The 16376-nt window shown below is 43.8% G+C and carries 11 protein-coding genes; 2 read left to right on the forward strand and 9 right to left on the reverse strand.

Going from position 1 to position 16376, the window contains the following annotated elements:
* Window positions 1-174: 174 nt before the first annotated feature.
* Entirely contained in the window at window positions 175-1575 is a 1401-nt protein-coding gene (locus tag MHI15_RS14920; RefSeq protein ID WP_076192865.1) for a polysaccharide deacetylase family protein, read from the reverse strand.
* A 208-nt stretch (window positions 1576-1783) separates the two neighbouring features.
* On the opposite strand from MHI15_RS14920, the gene MHI15_RS14925 reads away from it, so the two are divergent.
* Entirely contained in the window at window positions 1784-2977 is a 1194-nt protein-coding gene (locus MHI15_RS14925; RefSeq protein ID WP_341164555.1) for an AI-2E family transporter, read from the forward strand.
* Here the strand turns inward: MHI15_RS14925 and MHI15_RS14930 are convergent.
* The 8 genes from MHI15_RS14930 to MHI15_RS14965 form a co-directional block, all read right to left on the reverse strand.
* Window positions 2935-4746, reverse strand: a complete 1812-nt coding sequence (locus MHI15_RS14930) for a peptidoglycan D,D-transpeptidase FtsI family protein (protein ID WP_445668003.1) — start codon at window positions 4744-4746, stop codon at window positions 2935-2937. The two genes, MHI15_RS14925 and MHI15_RS14930, sit on opposite strands and share 43 nt — an antisense overlap.
* Window positions 4747-4917: 171 nt before the next feature.
* Entirely contained in the window at window positions 4918-6990 is a 2073-nt protein-coding gene (locus MHI15_RS14935) for a methyl-accepting chemotaxis protein (protein ID WP_341164557.1), read from the reverse strand.
* 47 nt (window positions 6991-7037) lie between these two features.
* Entirely contained in the window at window positions 7038-8000 is a 963-nt protein-coding gene (locus MHI15_RS14940) for an acetylxylan esterase (RefSeq protein WP_143763847.1), read from the reverse strand.
* Between the two features lie 1693 nt (window positions 8001-9693).
* Complete coding sequence (locus MHI15_RS14945; protein ID WP_076126323.1) at window positions 9694-10725, reverse strand: glycoside hydrolase family 130 protein; 1032 nt, start codon at window positions 10723-10725, stop codon at window positions 9694-9696.
* Window positions 10726-10801: 76 nt separating this feature from the next.
* Complete coding sequence (locus MHI15_RS14950; RefSeq protein WP_076126321.1) at window positions 10802-11635, reverse strand: carbohydrate ABC transporter permease; 834 nt, start codon at window positions 11633-11635, stop codon at window positions 10802-10804.
* A gap of 3 nt (window positions 11636-11638) precedes the next feature.
* On the reverse strand, window positions 11639-12520 hold the full coding sequence (locus tag MHI15_RS14955; RefSeq protein WP_036675555.1) for a carbohydrate ABC transporter permease: 882 nt from the start codon (window positions 12518-12520) through the stop codon (window positions 11639-11641).
* 128 nt (window positions 12521-12648) lie between these two features.
* Window positions 12649-14016, reverse strand: a complete 1368-nt coding sequence (locus MHI15_RS14960) for an ABC transporter substrate-binding protein (protein ID WP_076134055.1) — start codon at window positions 14014-14016, stop codon at window positions 12649-12651.
* A gap of 319 nt (window positions 14017-14335) precedes the next feature.
* On the reverse strand, window positions 14336-15115 hold the full coding sequence (locus MHI15_RS14965) for a response regulator (protein WP_076126317.1): 780 nt from the start codon (window positions 15113-15115) through the stop codon (window positions 14336-14338).
* Between the two features lie 296 nt (window positions 15116-15411).
* Here MHI15_RS14965 and MHI15_RS14970 point away from each other — a divergent pair, with 296 nt between their 5' ends.
* Complete coding sequence (locus tag MHI15_RS14970; RefSeq protein WP_341164558.1) at window positions 15412-16362, forward strand: glycoside hydrolase family 113; 951 nt, start codon at window positions 15412-15414, stop codon at window positions 16360-16362.
* Window positions 16363-16376 lie beyond the last annotated feature (14 nt).

A 16376-nucleotide genomic window follows, 5' to 3' on the forward strand; every position in this document is an offset into this window, starting at 1 on the left:
CTTTAGCAAAAAAGAATATTAAAACAAGCAAGAGCAGTCCCACCTTAGTATTTCTACTGGCGGGCTGCTCTTTTTTTAATTATCCCAATAAAAAAATGTTCCACAACCCATCGCTGGATTGTAGAACATCTCTTTACATGTCCACTGTAAAATATTTATCAATAAGATCATGAATCAATTGGTTACTGTCGCACCTGGCATTTCTACATCCGCAACCGAATCATTAAGTGACAACGATTCTTCCTGTTGCGATTTGCGTTTTTTTGCAGTTTTCGGATGATGAGGCAGCTGTTGATTCATCTTTTTGAGCAGCTCTGAAACAGGCATCAGGATAAGCTTCGGCACAAGGACCTCGCTCCGTTCTTTAAGCCTTGCCCCACCTGCTGGATGAATCACACTTAACAGGATTCTTAAGTAAAATTTGGAGGAACGTGCGAATAAGCCATCCGGCAAATCACGTACGGTAAAGCCGAATTTCTCCGGTCCCCGGTTAATCATGCTGACTCCATAAAGCGCTTTGGCTTCCGCAAGATCCACATCTTTGGCAATGATCTCAGCAAGAATGGGCAGATCCTTTTCCATTCTGCGGATCATTCGAATCGCAAGTTGAGCGGAAGAACGTGAATGAATCCCTAATTCGAACAACTGTTTATTATCGATGTGCAGCTCAATGACTTTGTCACCTTTACGCAGCAGTTCTCCGCCCTCGAGTTCAACCGGTTCACCCTGATATTTCCGCATCCGATAATGCAGGAAAGGATCTGACGGAGTAATCGTTTGGAGATGAAAAAGAGCTTGAAATACCTGTTCCCAAGCTAACCAAAGTCCTACAAGCACCCGTTTACCAAAAGATAAGCGCCGGATAGGTGACGTCTCAGCCATCTTAATCATCTCATCAATTCGAATGCTGCGTAGTCCCCGTTTACGGGCTTCCTCCAGAGTCTGCTCAAGAGCCACAAGCATATTCCCTGGAGCATCCGCATCTGCACCCAGCGTTGTGCCGCTATCATGCAACAACATCACTTCCCCGGGATTTAGACGGGCCAGCATCTTCTCAGTGAGTTTTTCGGCGCCGAGCTTCTCACGCCAATCGCCAAACATTGCCGACCAAAGCACAATTTCAACTTGGCGTCGTTTGGAAATATCAAATAAATTGACAATACCCCAAGGTGGACGGTAATACGTACTGCGTTCGCCAATAATATTATAGATAATATCATTCGTACGTTGAATCTGCCGGCGGACGGTTGCTGGCCGCATGAGCCAGTTCGTCTTGTGAACATAATTATGAATTCCGATGAGATGTCCCTCATCATGGATACGCTGAATAAGATCAGGATAACGTTCAGCATTAGAGCCGACTACAAAAAAGGTTGCTTTTGCATCATACCTCTTCAGTAATTCCAGCAGTAATGGTGTAAATCGAGGATCAGGTCCATCATCGAAGGTCAGTGCGAATTCATTTCGCCCAGTTCCTTTACGAAAGACACGGTAACCAAAAATCCGGCTGATCATACCAGGGATAAAAGCATAAAATGATGAGATGTAAAATAACCAGAGCAGCAAAGTCTGCATATTAATTCCCCGCTTTTCCAGAGTTGACTTTGGCTCGCCTAATGTCTGCAAGCAGAACCCGTGAAACGGCCAAGTGAAGTAGAATAAAAAAACGTTACCCCCTATTTTAACACATGTATCAAAGAAATAGACGCTTTTAAAGTAAAATCATGTACAATGTAATCAACCTGGCGTATCCACTTATAAAAAAAGGGAGTTGTTTATATCTATGCTGCCGTTATACAAAAAATATTGGCGCACATTTTTTGACATCGGATTAATTGTCCTCACGGTTTATCTAATTATGTTCTCCTTTAGTAAGCTGTATCAGTTAGCTGCACCTGTATTCCTGTCTTTTTTTGTATTTTTGCTTATCGAACCCTTGGCCCGCTTCTTGAACCGCCGTGGTCTTGGTAAACCTTTTGCCTCCGCCATTTCAGTGTTGCTCTTTCTGATTGTGCTGTTAGGTACATTATTTGGTGCCGGTCTACTGATTACGATCCAGGCCCTTCACTTCCAAGAGAACCTCCCTAAATATACATATGTGGTGCAGCAGCATTTTGTGGAGACCACGACCTACCTGCAGCAAAAAATAGATAACTTGCCACCCGATATTACGAACAAGGTCAACGGGTACTTTAAAGATGCCACGGATGTTCTAACAGGATGGCTGATTACTTTTCTAAAATACATGGCCGGTATTCTAGGCTCCTTCTCCACCTTCATGGCCAATTTCGGGATAGCCATTATTTTGGCATTTTTTCTTAGCATGGAAATCAAAGATTGGCGTAAAATCGCGCATGACAAAATGCCAAAAACCTTTAAGAACGCCTTCGCCTTTTTGCAAGGCAATGTATTCAAAGCCATCGGTTCCTATTTAAAAGCACAACTTATTCTGATCAGCATTACTTTTGCCATAGTTCTAGTCGGCTTATTTATTCTGCGAACCGGCAACGAAATCACAATGGCATTAGTCTGCGCGGTATTTGATGTTTTGCCGCTTCTTGGCGTGACGACAATTTTAGTCCCTTGGATCATCTATTTGTTCATCGTGGGCAATACATCACTGGCTATTGGATTAATTATCCTCCTTGCCATTGTACTAATTGTTAGGCAATTGCTTGAGCCGAAGATTACCGGGAATTCAATTGGCGTATCCTCAGCCTTCCTTATGCTGTCGTTCGTCATTCTGTCCACATCTGCTTTCGGTATGGCTGGTCTGATTCTGTCGCCGATTTTGCTTATTCTGATAAAAGAACTGATTCAACAAGGGTATCTTCAGAGCTGGATCTATCTCCCGCAAGAGGAATTTATCGTTTCACCCTTTGCAGCTAACGGTCCAGCTTCCAATCAGACCAGCTCTGCGCCACCACCTGAACCTCAAGCTTCAGAGGGAACCGATGATAATAAATCCAATATCTGACCGAACAGCTTAACGGCTAGATGTGAGCTGTCCGGAACGACGTTCTCCACCGCTACCGACACAGCATATCTGGGATGATCCACCGGCCCATAGCCGATAAACCATTGATTGTTACGCGGCATACCCTTAACAAGGGTTTGTGCCGTACCTGATTTCCCGGCAACCGGCCATTTCGTGCTCTGCAGACTTGTGCCGGTTCCATCCGTAACTACTTTACGCATCCAGGACAGCAGCTGGCGGGCTGTAGATTCTGAGATCCTCCCGGCAGTTGAAGGGGAAAGATGACCCGGCAGATCCTCTAGCTTTTGCCCATTTGCAAAGGTTACACGCTGGAGAATTCTTGGCGCTCTCACTTCCCCGCCATGCAGTAACGTCACCACCAGGTTCGCTGCCTGAAGTGGGGTCACTTGCACATCTCGCTGCCCAATGGCCGTCTGCACTCTGGCGCCTGGATCATCCGGCAGCAAAGAAGTAAAGATCGTCCCCTTCTGCTCACCGGACAGTGGCTTAAGAACTGGAAAACCAAGCGTATTCTCCGCTTGCCAGCTAATATCTCTTCCGAGCCCCAGCGCGAGTGCTGTCGCTTGAAGCTGCGCCCCACTCAAACGTTCTGCCAGCGCAGCAAATACAGTATTACAGGACACGGCGAACCCTTGCGCCAGCGTGAGGGGACCGTGTCCTTTTCCTTTTAAACAAGACAATCCATATTTCTCATATTGCCCTGAACAATAGAAAAGCTCATCCGCTGAGGTGATCCCAGCTTCTAGTGCTGCTGCTGCTGTGACGATTTTGAAAATTGATCCAGGTACGGCAGCCTGCAACGCCCGGTTATTCCACTCTCCCCCTTCAGGGGATATCTTCTCTGGGTCGTAAAAAGGTAAAGATACCATGGCTTCAATATCTCCCGTTCCGGTGTCTAACACCACCACGGCTCCTTCCTTCATTCCAGCTTTGACAGCTAACTCCTCTATTTGTTCCTGAAGCTTTTTATCAATCGTTGTATATAAAGACAGCGGATAATACGGATTGCCCGGGGCTCGTACTTGAATGGGACTGCCCGGGACACGTTGCCCGCGCGCATCAACCTGAGCGTATGCCTCAGTATGCCCTACACCTCGAAGCAACGGCTCCAGGGTCTTTTCTAATCCGTCCGTTCCTGTCATCGGAATTCTCAGCCCCGATGGGGAAGCCTTCCCACCAGGGTTTGGGGCCGCTTCCGATAAATATCCAAGCCACTGCCGTCCAGTTGCGTTCCCATCATATCTGCGAGCAAAAGGAAGCACGCCTACGCCGTCGATCCCCAATGCACTCACTTCTTCCGCTTGTGCGGATGTAAGTGCGAGCGGTCCTTTTCCCACTGAGGATGGCCAAAGCAATGGTTCTTTAAGAGAAGAGCGCTTGTTTAGCAATTGCTCATAACTCACTCCAAGGATAGCTGCCAACCGGTGCATGGACTCAGCTTCTTCGTATACGACCTGCGTCACGGTATTCCTAGTCTTCGCCTCTTGAGGAAAAAACGCAGCCGTCCAAATGGTTTCCCCGGCAAGGGGTTCACTCTTTCGGTCATACAGACGCCCCCGCCCAGTGTCCAATACCGTCTCCCGTTCGCTTTGAATTTCTGCCATCTTTGCAAGTGTATATTTCGTTCCAGGGACCGTCTGTTCCTTCATAAACAGTTGAATCCACGCCAGCCTAAGGACCAACACGGCTACAACTGAACATAAAATAATCAGTCCGCCGAGTATACGTCTGTGGACATTATTGTGCAATCCCATTCCTCCTGACTGACGTTCATAGCCTTTATTATGTCCCACCCACTGGATTATTTACACTCATGCTTAGTTAGCTAATTTATAGCCTTTTGAATAGCACAAAGACCAGTCCCAAATAATTGGAGACTGGTCTTTGTAGTTAAAAATATTTACTTAGGTTATGCAAAGTTACAAATTAAACTTGGACAGTTTTTCTTGCAACTGCCGGGACGCATGCTCAAGCTGCTCAGACAGCTCCACTAAATGATCACTCACACTTTGTTGCTCCCCACTAAGCGAAGCCACTTCTTGAGAAGCTGCTGATGATTCTTCTGCAATGGAGCTGATATTACCCATCGAATTTGACAGCACCTTCTGGGATTGGCTCAAGCTATCCATCGATAAAGCAACAGATTCCAAGCGTGTAATAAAATGACGCATCTGATCCTGTACAGATACGAAGATATCGCTAGTGCTCTCCACTGAAGTCACCTGCTGATTAAAAAGAGGGGCTACTTCCGAGAGAACACCTACGGTCTCGTTCATATCCTTCATAATGGTGTCAGTTATATTAGCCACCACAGCAATGGATTCTTTGGACTGATCTGCAAGCTGGCGTATTTCATCGGCCACTACCATAAATCCCCGGCCTGACTCCCCTGCCCTTGCCGCTTCTATCGTTGCATTTAGAGACAAAATATTCGTCTGCTGTGTAATATTCTGCATAACATCAAGCACCTTCATCACTGATGATGTGGTGTCTTGCAGCTCATTCACTTTCAACACGAGCTTATTCGTCATATCGCCCGTCTTATTGGTCTTGCCAAGCAGCTCTTTTAACTCATTAAAACCTTCTTCACTAAGCACGCCGATACTATGTGCGGTATGATCCATCTCATGCGTAGCTGAGTTCACTTTGTTCATTTGCACCGAAATTTGCCCCGTAAGCTCGTTACCCTGGTCCGCCTCCAAAGCTAGGCTGCCTGAACCTCCGGCAATTTCTTCTGTTGCTGCGGCAATCTCTTTGGCTGCCATCGCTGTCTTACGCGATACTCTACTAAGTTCATCGGCAGTTTCCATTACCTTCCTCGCGGTTTCATTAGTATGGATTACCAGTTCTGTGATCCGTTCCATCATCCTATTAAAGGAACCCGATAACTGACCAATTTCATCTCGTGAGGTAATATCCGTACGTACTCCAAGATTTCCATCTGCCCCTTGAGACATTAGATCCTTAAGTCGGGTCAAGGGCTTAGATACCATTCTGTACATCCAGTAACCAATTAGAATGGCGACAATAGCAGCCACCGCAACAATAATATATGTAGTTTTTAGAATACGAAGTGCGTCTTTCGTAAGATTCTCAGCCGGAACAACACCAAGCAATCTCCAGTTGGAGCTTTCCATCGTCCCGTACACAGCCAGAATGGATTTTCCTTTCTCATCCTTCGTTGGCAATGACCCAGCCTCATGCTCCAAACCATGAAGAAGAGTCCCTCCCAGACTGAGATAAGTATCTGTTCCCACTTGCTGGGACGATGCGATCAATTCATCCTTATCCGTCAGCAATTGCATGTAAGAGCTGGGTCCGAGATCAACTTTACGAAGCTGATTTTCTAATTCACTAATTCTAATGTCACAGATAATTATGTATCCCGGGCTTTGTGTATCCCCAGCTATCGATTGTGCCAAATGAAACATACCCGAAGTATTTCCGGCTTGCCCCTGTTCTGTTCGGGGAATCCACAATGTTTGTGGTTGCTCCTCAAGCTGCTTGAACCATGAGGACTCTCTGAATTCTTTGATAAAAGCGCTGTCTTTTGATCCCGCTGACGAAGTAGGGACTTCCTGATTCATCGGGATGAGGTATACAGCTTCTACCCCCTTTGATGCGGTCAGCCAGGCATTTAGCTCGGCGCTAATCTGGTTGGACTGCAAATTACGATCCTCATTACTTGTAGTGGGATTATTCCCTTGTTTGAGTGCATCCTGAATCTCATTGTTGTAAAGAATTCTTCCTAGGCCATCCTCATAACGCAATAATTCAACATCAAACTTCTCTGCAGCTTGGACGACTGTCTGTTGATTGGCTGACAGCGCGTTATTCTCGATCGTTTGCTCAGCTACGGAATAGGAAATGTAGCCAAGTGAGAGAACGAGTACCATTGTTGAGATGAAGAAGATGAGAAAAAGCCGCACCCCAATCGATTTGGCAGGGTGCAGCTGGAAATGCGCCTTTTCTTTTTTTACTTGCGACTTCATCAATTGTTCACCACCGTTGTCTTCAGTTATGCCTGCTGGCTTATCTCTTACAAGGTCATGAACAATCCCAACGCCCGATCGGCAAGATATGGTAAATACTCATGACCGTACTCATAATAAACCATAAGCTCTTTGGACGCTAGTATTTTATTGTATGCGGCAAATTGAGTTGAAGGTGGACAAATCGTATCGGATAACCCGGTAACCCACAGTACTTTAGCTTGTATTCTTTCGGCAAGATTCTGAATATCGATATAACCGAGCCTATTAAAAATCTCATCCTCACGCAAATGATGGGGATCAAAAAAACGGAAATAATAGTTGATCTCCTCATAAGCTGAGGTGGTAATATCCAGCTCCCAAGCACGTTTATAATCTGAAAGGAAGGGATATACAGGCAGGGCTATTTTTATGCGAGGCTCTAATGCTGCACAAGCCACAGTCAGCGCTCCACCTTGAGATAGTCCAAAGGCTCCTACACGTTCAGGATCAACTTCATCCATAGACATCAGAACTCGGGCAGTCTGTGCCGTATCCAAAAACACATTGCGATAATAAAGGTTATCAGGATTAGGATCATCCATCCCTCGAATGATATGTCCGCGTATCGTAGTCCCTTTTACGGTAAGGTTATCTTCGGAGAGGCCACCCTGGCCGCGACAATCCATCGCCAGGACGCTAATCCCGTGAGCAGCATAAGCCACCTTCTCCATCCAATCCCCGCTGTCACAGGAGTATCCATGGAACATCACTACACCGGGACCTTTTTTATGTACGCTGTTCTTCGGTCTTACATATTTGCAATGGATTCTTGCACCGCCAACTCCGGTAAAATACAAATGAAAACATTCCGCAAGTTCACTGACAAACTCCGCTGGTTCCAGTTCATAATCCAGCGGCTGTGCATCCAGATCACGCAATGCCCGCTCCCAAAACTGCTCGAAATCATCCGGTTTTGGACTACTTCCGTTATATTCCTTTAACTGTGACAAATTCATGTCGCTTCCCAAAATATTGTTCCTCCTTAAGTTATGTAACGAAATTGTTCGCTTGCTGTTCGTAACCGCGAAGCAACGTTAGAGTTACTATGCTAGATAGAAACGGAAAACCCAATATGGGTTTTCCGTTGATGTATGGATAGTTGCGATGGGATAGTTGCGATGGAGTGGGATGCAATAGTTGCGTTTTCTGCGACTGGATAGTTTAGTCGCAGCTCCGAGGCTGGATAGTTGCACTTTGTGCAGCTATTACAGTTGAATATGTGTGTTTTCCCTCCTAGTTGCACTTTGTACAACTAAAAAACGGTAAAAGGAGCTTTTGGTGGTTACTTCGCTGATATAGTTGCACGAAGTGCAATTATATCGCCTAGTAACCAAAGAAATGTTAGTTTAAGTGCACATAGTGCAACTATTTACGTCAGAGCCATAGAGTAACCAAGCCATAGAGTAACTAAGCAACAGAGTAGCAGAAGCGCCAACAGAGCCACATTCACCACTCACTCGCTGCTTGCCTATTACCTCCACAACTAATCATATTCCACGTACCTACTACCTTCTTATTACCTCTACAACCACTTACATTCCACTTGCACCTATCTTCCTATTGCCTTCACAGCTAATCACATTCCACGTACCTACTACCTTCTTATTACCTCTACAACCACTCACATTCCACTTGCACCTATCTTCCCATTACCTTCACAACACCCACATTTTCCATCTTGCCTATTAACTTCTTTATAATCGGCACAGTAACAGCTTCTGGCTGGATAGTTGTACTTTGTGCAGCTATTATAGCTGAATATGTGTTTTTTCCCTTTTCGTTGCACTTTGTACAACTAAAAAACGGTAAAAGGAGCTTTTGGTGGTTACTTGGCTTATATAGTTGCACGAAGTGCAATTATATCGCCTAGTAAACAAAAAAATGTTAGTTTAAGTGCACAGAGTGCAACTATTTACGTCAGAGCCATAGAGTGACCAAGCCATAGAGTAACTAAGCAACAGCCTGACAAATCGCCAACAGAGCCACATTCTCCTCTCAACTGCTGCTCGCCTATTACCTTCACAACTAATCATATTCTGCGTATCTACTACCTTCTTATTATCTCTACAACCACTCACATTCTACTTGCACGCTACCTTCTTATTGCCTTCACAACACCCACATTTCCATTTTGCCTATTAACTTCTTTATAATCGGCACAGTAACAGTTTGCGACTGGATAGTTGCACTTTGTGCAGCTATTACAGCTGAAATATATTTGTTTCTAATCTTAGTTGCACTTTGTACAACTAAAAAACGGTAAAAGGAGCTTTTGGTGGTTACTTCGCTGATATAGTTGCACGAAGTGCAACTATATCGCCTAGTAACCAAAGAAATGTTAGTTTAAATGCACAAAGTGCAACTATTTACGTCAGAGCCACAGAGTGACCAAGCCACAGAGTGACTAAACAACGAAGTGATCAGAATCGCCAACAGAGCCGAATTTCACCCTCGCCTGCTACTTATCTATTACAGGCGATAATGTGTCGTTCTGTTGTACATTCTGCAACAGAACACGGAGGTCGCACAAGGCAACCTCCGCACTGAGCACACCCAACAACATTCAACACACCAAACCCAACACACTTCTTGCGAACTCTACGCTACGCAATTCTCCGGAACTCTAGCAAGCTCACTGAAAATATAGGTTATTAAGTCCAATTAGATTTTGCCTAAACCTGCATCATCGCCAACCTCTTCATGGGTTTCGATGACATAGTTGACGATTTCATCAACCGTTGTATAAGCAACGCCTACATAAGTATCAGCCGCGCCATAATAGATGGCGATACGGCCGGTTTCTGCATCATGCAGAGTAGCACATGGGAACAGTACGTTATTCACAAAACCTCTTTCCTCGTACCATTCTTCTGGCGTTAATACAAAGTTCTTCGAGCGATATTTTACTTTCGAGGGCTCATTGATGTCCAAAATAACCGCTCCCATACTATACACAAGACCATTGCACGTTCCAGTTACGCCATGGTAGAACATCAACCAGCCTTCAGTAGTTTCAATCGGCGCTGGTCCGCCACCAATTTTGACACTTTGCCACCAGCCTTGACCACCCTTGGTCATTACATGGCGGTGTTTTCCCCAATATACGAAGTCAGGGCTCTCACTAAGGAATACATCACCAAATGGCGTATGGCCACTGTCACTTGGACGGGACAACATCACGAAGTTGTTGTTGATTTTTCTAGGGAACAGTACGCCGTTCCGGTTGAATGGCAGGAATGGGTTTTCCAAGCTGATAAATGTTTTGAAATCTTGTGTTTTTGCTACCCCAATAGCTGCTCCGTAGAAATCTGTACACCAGATAATATAAAATGTATCTTCAACCTTCACCAGACGCGGATCGTAAGCATAACGCGGCTGATAAGGATTACCTTCTTCATCTATAAATCGGATCGGCTCATCATCGATTTTCCAATCCAAACCATCCACACTATGTCCCATACGCAGATGCGGACGAGTAGTGTTATCTTCTACACGAAATACACCAATAAAACTGCCTTCATACGCAGCAACCGCACTATTGAAAATACGGGCTACACCTTTTGCAGGATTTCTTTTGATAACCGGGTTATCATTATGTCTCCAAATCGGATTTTCGTAGCCAGCAGGCTTTTCTTGCCAAGGCATGTTCGGGATGTTAATTGCACTTGCTCCAACCAATTTTACTTCACTCATTAGTTTTCCCTCCAAATGTATGCAACTTTTCAGTATGCTATTTTATCTAGTACTGTTATTAAATTTACTGTCGAGCTCACTTTACAGAACCTTGTGAAAAACCATTGTAGATATATTTTTGCAAGGCGGTAAACACAACCAATGTCGGTATAATTGCGATCATAATCGCCGCACATATTACTTCCCACTGCGATCCATATGGACCTTTAAACTTGAAGAGTGCTGTGGAGATCGTTTGCAGATCTGTTTTCGGCATATAAAGGAAAGGGGTGTAAAAATCGTTATAAATATTAACACCCTTCACGATCACTACAGTTACAATCGCCGGCTTCAACAGTGGCAAAATAATTCTCCAATAAATCGTCCAATAAGAAGCTCCGTCCAGCATCGCGGATTCATCCAGTGACTCGGAGATCGAATCCAAAAACTGCATGAAGATATAAACAGCGATAATATCCGTGCCCAAGTACATAACAATTGGTGCCCATCTGGTATTAAATAATCCCAAGTGATTGATGATTTGGAAAGTAGCTACTTGTGTAGTTACGCCTGGAATCAGGGTAGCAATCAGGAACATACTAATTAGGATCTTACTGCCTTTAAATTTGAAGCGCGATAAAATATAAGCCATCATCGAACCCGTCAACGTAGCACCCGCAATAGAAATCACAACGATAATGACAGTATTTTTAAAACCGAGCAGCATTTTTCCGTCTACAAAAGCCTTAGTGTAGTTGGAGAAATTCAACCAATTCTCTGGCAGCGTTAACGGTCCGGTAGAAGCATATTCGGCTCCGGTTTTTAATGAAGCGAAAAACACGACCACGATAGGTATCAAAGCTACAAGTGCTCCCAAAATCAAGGTGAGATATTTGAATATACTAGCAGTGGTATATTTTACAGAATGCATAGTTTATTTCTCCTCCTTGATCAGAACGCGCTGCAAAATAGTAACTATGATAACAATACCCAGCAATACCACGGCCATCGCCGATGCCAAACCAACCTTGCTGTATTTGAAAGCTACATCGACTGTCTGAATTACGAATGTACTACTTCCGTTAGATCCGCCTGTCATGACGTACGGAATTTCGAATACCCCAATGGCGCCACTAACCGCAAGAATCAAGTTCAATTGCAGAATACGTTTAATGCTTGGCAAAATAATATGCATAAACTGATGCCATCTGTTTGCACCGTCAATTTCAGCGGCCTCATAGATATCCTTACCAATAGAAGAAATAGCTCCTAGGAAAATCAGGAAGTTCATTCCCATGTATCTCCACAGTGACGCACCTGCGAGCGAGAAGTTGATCAAGTTAGGATTCAGAAGCCATTTCTGCTGCAGACTGCCAAGCCCAATCAGATTAAGAATCGTATCTAACGTTCCATCTGGTTTGAAAAAGAACAGGAAGATAAAACCGATTGCTACACCGTTTAGCAAGGTTGGGAAGAACAAAATCCCTTTAAACAAGTTTTTCATGCGAACACTAAAGCTCAAGATGGTTGCAAAATACAAGGCAAGTGCCATCTGAATAAAGGTGGTAAAGAAATAATACAAGCTGACCTTAAACACAGAAAAATACTCAGGTTTCGTAAAAATGGTCTTGTAGTTTTCTAAACCGACATATTCCATATTTTTGCTCAATCCATTCCAACTGGTGAAGCTGTACCGAAACATACTGATGACTGGATAATAAGCGAATGTGAGCAGCAACAATATCGGCACTAATGAGAATAAGATGATGATAGCGATTCTTTGATTTTTATAGCTCAAATTTGAAAACTTAAACACCCGATACACCTCCAGAAAAAGCATCCTCATTTATTTAAGACTCGTTTAAATGTGAAGGGGGAAATGCTTGTTAGCATATCCCCTCCCACATTCACTACCGCCTATAGCATCTAAGAAGCTTATAGTTGTTACTGTGCTGTGACTTTAGCGCGAGCGGCTTTCCACTTGTCGTTCAGGTCCTTCATGATGTCATCATAGGATTCTTTTCTGTTGCCAATCGCTGCTTCAATAATCCGTTTCTTGAAGTCTGGCTGCCAAGCACCGATCTCAGCTTGTTTGTCGATTTCATCAGACCAGCCTTCTTCGCCAGCTTTAGCAGGAGCAAGAGTATCAAAGGTTACATCTGTACCTTCATATTGTTTCAGGATTTCTGGAAGCTCTGCACCGATAGCCGGGCTCATACCGCCGCCTTCAGTTGTAGGGTAGTTAGATTCGTTGATGAACCAATCCACCCAAGCTCTAGCAGCTTCTTTGTTTTTACTGTGCACGCTGACACCCAGATTGTAGTCCCCAGCAAGCGGCACAAGGATTTTATCCGCATTGGTTGGGAAAGGCATAAATCCAACATCGTCTGGATTTGTAGCCAGGCCTTTGATTTGGCCAATTGCCCAAGATCCAAGCACCATAGTCCCAATTTTTCCGTTGGCCAGATCAGCTTTGGAAGATTCCCAGTCTGTTGTAGTTGGATCTTCTTCAATCAAACCTTTTTGTGCTGCATCGTACAAAATTTTGTACAATTCATAGTGTGGTTGACCCGCTACATAGTTGTCGTCGCTAGCCACTTGAGCAATGTTTACATAATCACGATCACCAGCTACTGTAGCCAGATCCGCTTCCCATTGTGTCAATGTCCAGCCTGCTGCGTAATTTGTGTAAAGAGGAACAGCTTGTGTTTTGTCTTTAATAGTCTGCAGGGCAGTCAAGAATTGTTCAGGGGTTTTGGGAACCTCTGTAATTCCGGCATCTTTGAAGACTTGTTTGTTATAGATAATCCCGTTAAAGTTGATGGTCATCGGAATACCATAGGCAACTCCGTCTACTGCACGTTCTTCCAACCCTGTGTATTGTTTGCTCATTTCTTCAAGCTTGCCAAGGGGTTCGAAGAAATCAGGAATATCTTTTACAGCTATGCTAGTAGGTAACAAAAGAACGTCGCCATAATCACTAGTGCTCATACGAATTTTAATTTGATCTTCGTAAGTAGCGAGCGCTTCAAAGTTCACCTTTACATCAGGATATTTCTCATTGAATTTAGCCGCATACTCTTTGAATACGGTATCAACAATATCTGTTCTTTGCGTTATGACTGTGATATCCCCTTTGATATCCTTAGCTGCTGTACCATCAGCTGGAGCAGTTGCCTCTGCTGAAGAACCATTGTTTCCTGTGTTTTTAGCAGCTTCATTGTTAGTGTTGTTGTTTGAGGAACAACCGCTAAACAATCCCGCCACAAGTGTTAGTGCCATCAAGCCCATCATTGTTTTGCCTTTTTTCATGCTGTTACGACCCCTCTCTTCAATTCAACTCTAGTTTTAGGTAAATAACAAAAATAATAACTTTTATCATCACTCATAACTTGAAAGAGTAGCCATTAATACCGGATTATCTGAATTACTCTTGAAAACAAGTGATGATATCGCTTACAAATCCATTATAAATCTATTTTCGACGCAAAACGATGGTTTCAATTGCTTTTTCTGGTCTTGTATTTGTTATTTTTGTTTTACTTATAATAATTTTGTTATCTAATTTATAAAAACATCCACAAAAAAAGAGAGCTTTTCGCCCTCCTAATAAATAACTTCCTATATATGCCTAAAACTCACGTTCAATTTTCGGGAATTTACAGCCGCTTTTATAATCCTTAGGTGTCATACCACACATTTTCTTGAACAATTTATTAAAATATACCGGATCGCTATAACCCACCTTCTCGGCAATTTCATAATTTTTCAGGTCAGGATGCTCCATTAGCAGTTCCTTTGCTTTAGAAATTCTAATCCGAATCAGATAGTCTGTGATCGTCTGCCCCGTCTTTAATTTGAACAAACGGCTGAGATAACTCGCATTCATGCCCACCATCTCCGCTAGACGTTCAAGCTCGAAGTTCTGATCATACTCTCTCTCCAGAATACTTTTTGTCTGCTCAACTACATAATGTTCTCCACCATCCGCAGCTTGTGAGAAAATCTCCTCATGCTCCGTCACGGTCTTTTTCTTTACATCCTCTACTCTCTTAAGCAGTTCATATAGCTGAGTCTTATCAATCGGTTTAAGCAAATAATCCATCACCCCATGACGGATCGCTCGACGGGCATATTCAAATTCACTAAAACCGCTAAGGACAGCAATAGGGATATCCTCCATATGGTCTCTAGCCTGTTCAATCAGCTTAAAACCATCCATTCTAGGCATTTTGATATCTGTAATAAGCAGATCTATATCCTCCCGGGATAACTTTTCTAAATGTTCCCAGGCTTCCAACCCGTTGCCGTAAGATCCAATTACATGTACGTCTATTTCCATTCTGGATGTGATTTTTTCGAGCCCCCTGCGAATGACTTCCTCGTCGTCCGCAATCATAACATTTATCATTTGAGTAATTCCCTCCAGTTGTATCCGCCAGTTATTATGATTGCGCTATCATCACGAATAGTATCTCCCCATGTATTACGTCAATGTACGATTGCGCCCTTTTATAGTCTTATATTTACTATAACTAAAGTTATTCAAATTTCCCAGCTTCAACTACAAATTGTCCTTGAAATCATCTGCGAAAAAGTATATAACTAAATTAAGTTGTTATTATAAACTAACAAAACGATAATAACTATCTAACAAAATGAAGATTGATAATTTTTCTATTTTTGTGTGTAAAGTGAGGATTCTCGATGATGTTAAACAACGAATACATTGCAGGCGTAACCTGGGGTTTCTCGGGTAGACGTGGTTCATGGACAACAAAAGAAGCTGAGTGTTCGCTGGAATTAATGTCCTCTGTCACCGGAGCGAACTGGACGGCCATTGCGCTCAGCGCGCTTCAAGCTACCGCTCATTCTACGGAAATCCCTTACTGGGAGGCTCCAACCGTTAGCGACGAAGAAGTTAAATGGGCTATCAGCAAAGCGAAGTCACTGCAGCTAAAAGTATGCCTGAAGTCGATTGTTAATTGTGCTGACGGAACTTGGCGTGCCCATATTAACTTTTTTGATAAGGATGTCCCTTGCGAGCCTAAATGGTCTGAGTGGTTCAGCTCTTATACTAAATTTATTCTGCACTATGCCGCTATCGCTGAGGAAACAGGCTGTGAAATGTTCTGTATTGGCTGTGAGCTTGTACAGACGGATAGACGCGAAGCCGAATGGCGTTCGCTTATTGCTGAGGTGCGGAAGGTCTACTCAGGTATTCTTACTTATAATTGCGATAAGTATCAGGAGGATAACGTAACCTGGTGGGATGCGCTCGATGTTATTTCTTCAAGTGGGTATTATCCAGCTAGTGATTGGGAGGCTCAGCTCGACCGGATTGAGCAAGTGGTGCGCTCACAGAATAAGCCGTTCTTTTTCATGGAAGCAGGTTGCCCAAGCCGGAGCGGGAGCGCTGCGATTCCCAATGATTGGACTTTAAAGGGCGAACCAAGTCAAGAAGAACAAAGTAAATTCTATCAGGCAATGTTTCAAGGCTGTGAGCACAGAGATTGGGTTCAGGGCTTTATGCTCTGGGATTGGCCTACTCATCTTTATCCAATTGAAGAAGCAGCACAGAATGATGATTACTGTATGTACGGTAAGCAAGCCGCTGGGATCATCAACGAATATTTCACCTCAAAAATCACCAAATAATGTGAGGAGTGACT

Origin of the sequence: Paenibacillus sp. FSL H7-0918 (assembly GCF_038007025.1) — a bacterium.
In the GTDB taxonomy this organism is placed as follows: domain Bacteria; phylum Bacillota; class Bacilli; order Paenibacillales; family Paenibacillaceae; genus Paenibacillus_AQ; species Paenibacillus_AQ odorifer.

Bases quoted from the DNA above. Each gene is read 5' to 3' on its own strand.
- MHI15_RS14950 (WP_076126321.1), bottom strand. From the start codon at position 11,635: ATGCATTCTGTAAAATATACCACTGCTAGTATATTCAAATATCTCACC.
- MHI15_RS14920 (WP_076192865.1), bottom strand. From the start codon at position 1,575: ATGCAGACTTTGCTGCTCTGGTTATTTTACATCTCATCATTTTATGCT.
- MHI15_RS14945 (WP_076126323.1), bottom strand. From the start codon at position 10,725: ATGAGTGAAGTAAAATTGGTTGGAGCAAGTGCAATTAACATCCCGAAC.
- MHI15_RS14935 (WP_341164557.1), bottom strand. From the start codon at position 6,990: ATGAAGTCGCAAGTAAAAAAAGAAAAGGCGCATTTCCAGCTGCACCCT.
- MHI15_RS14925 (WP_341164555.1), top strand. From the start codon at position 1,784: ATGCTGCCGTTATACAAAAAATATTGGCGCACATTTTTTGACATCGGA.
- MHI15_RS14965 (WP_076126317.1), bottom strand. From the start codon at position 15,115: ATGATAAATGTTATGATTGCGGACGACGAGGAAGTCATTCGCAGGGGG.
- MHI15_RS14960 (WP_076134055.1), bottom strand. From the start codon at position 14,016: ATGAAAAAAGGCAAAACAATGATGGGCTTGATGGCACTAACACTTGTG.
- MHI15_RS14970 (WP_341164558.1), top strand. From the start codon at position 15,412: ATGATGTTAAACAACGAATACATTGCAGGCGTAACCTGGGGTTTCTCG.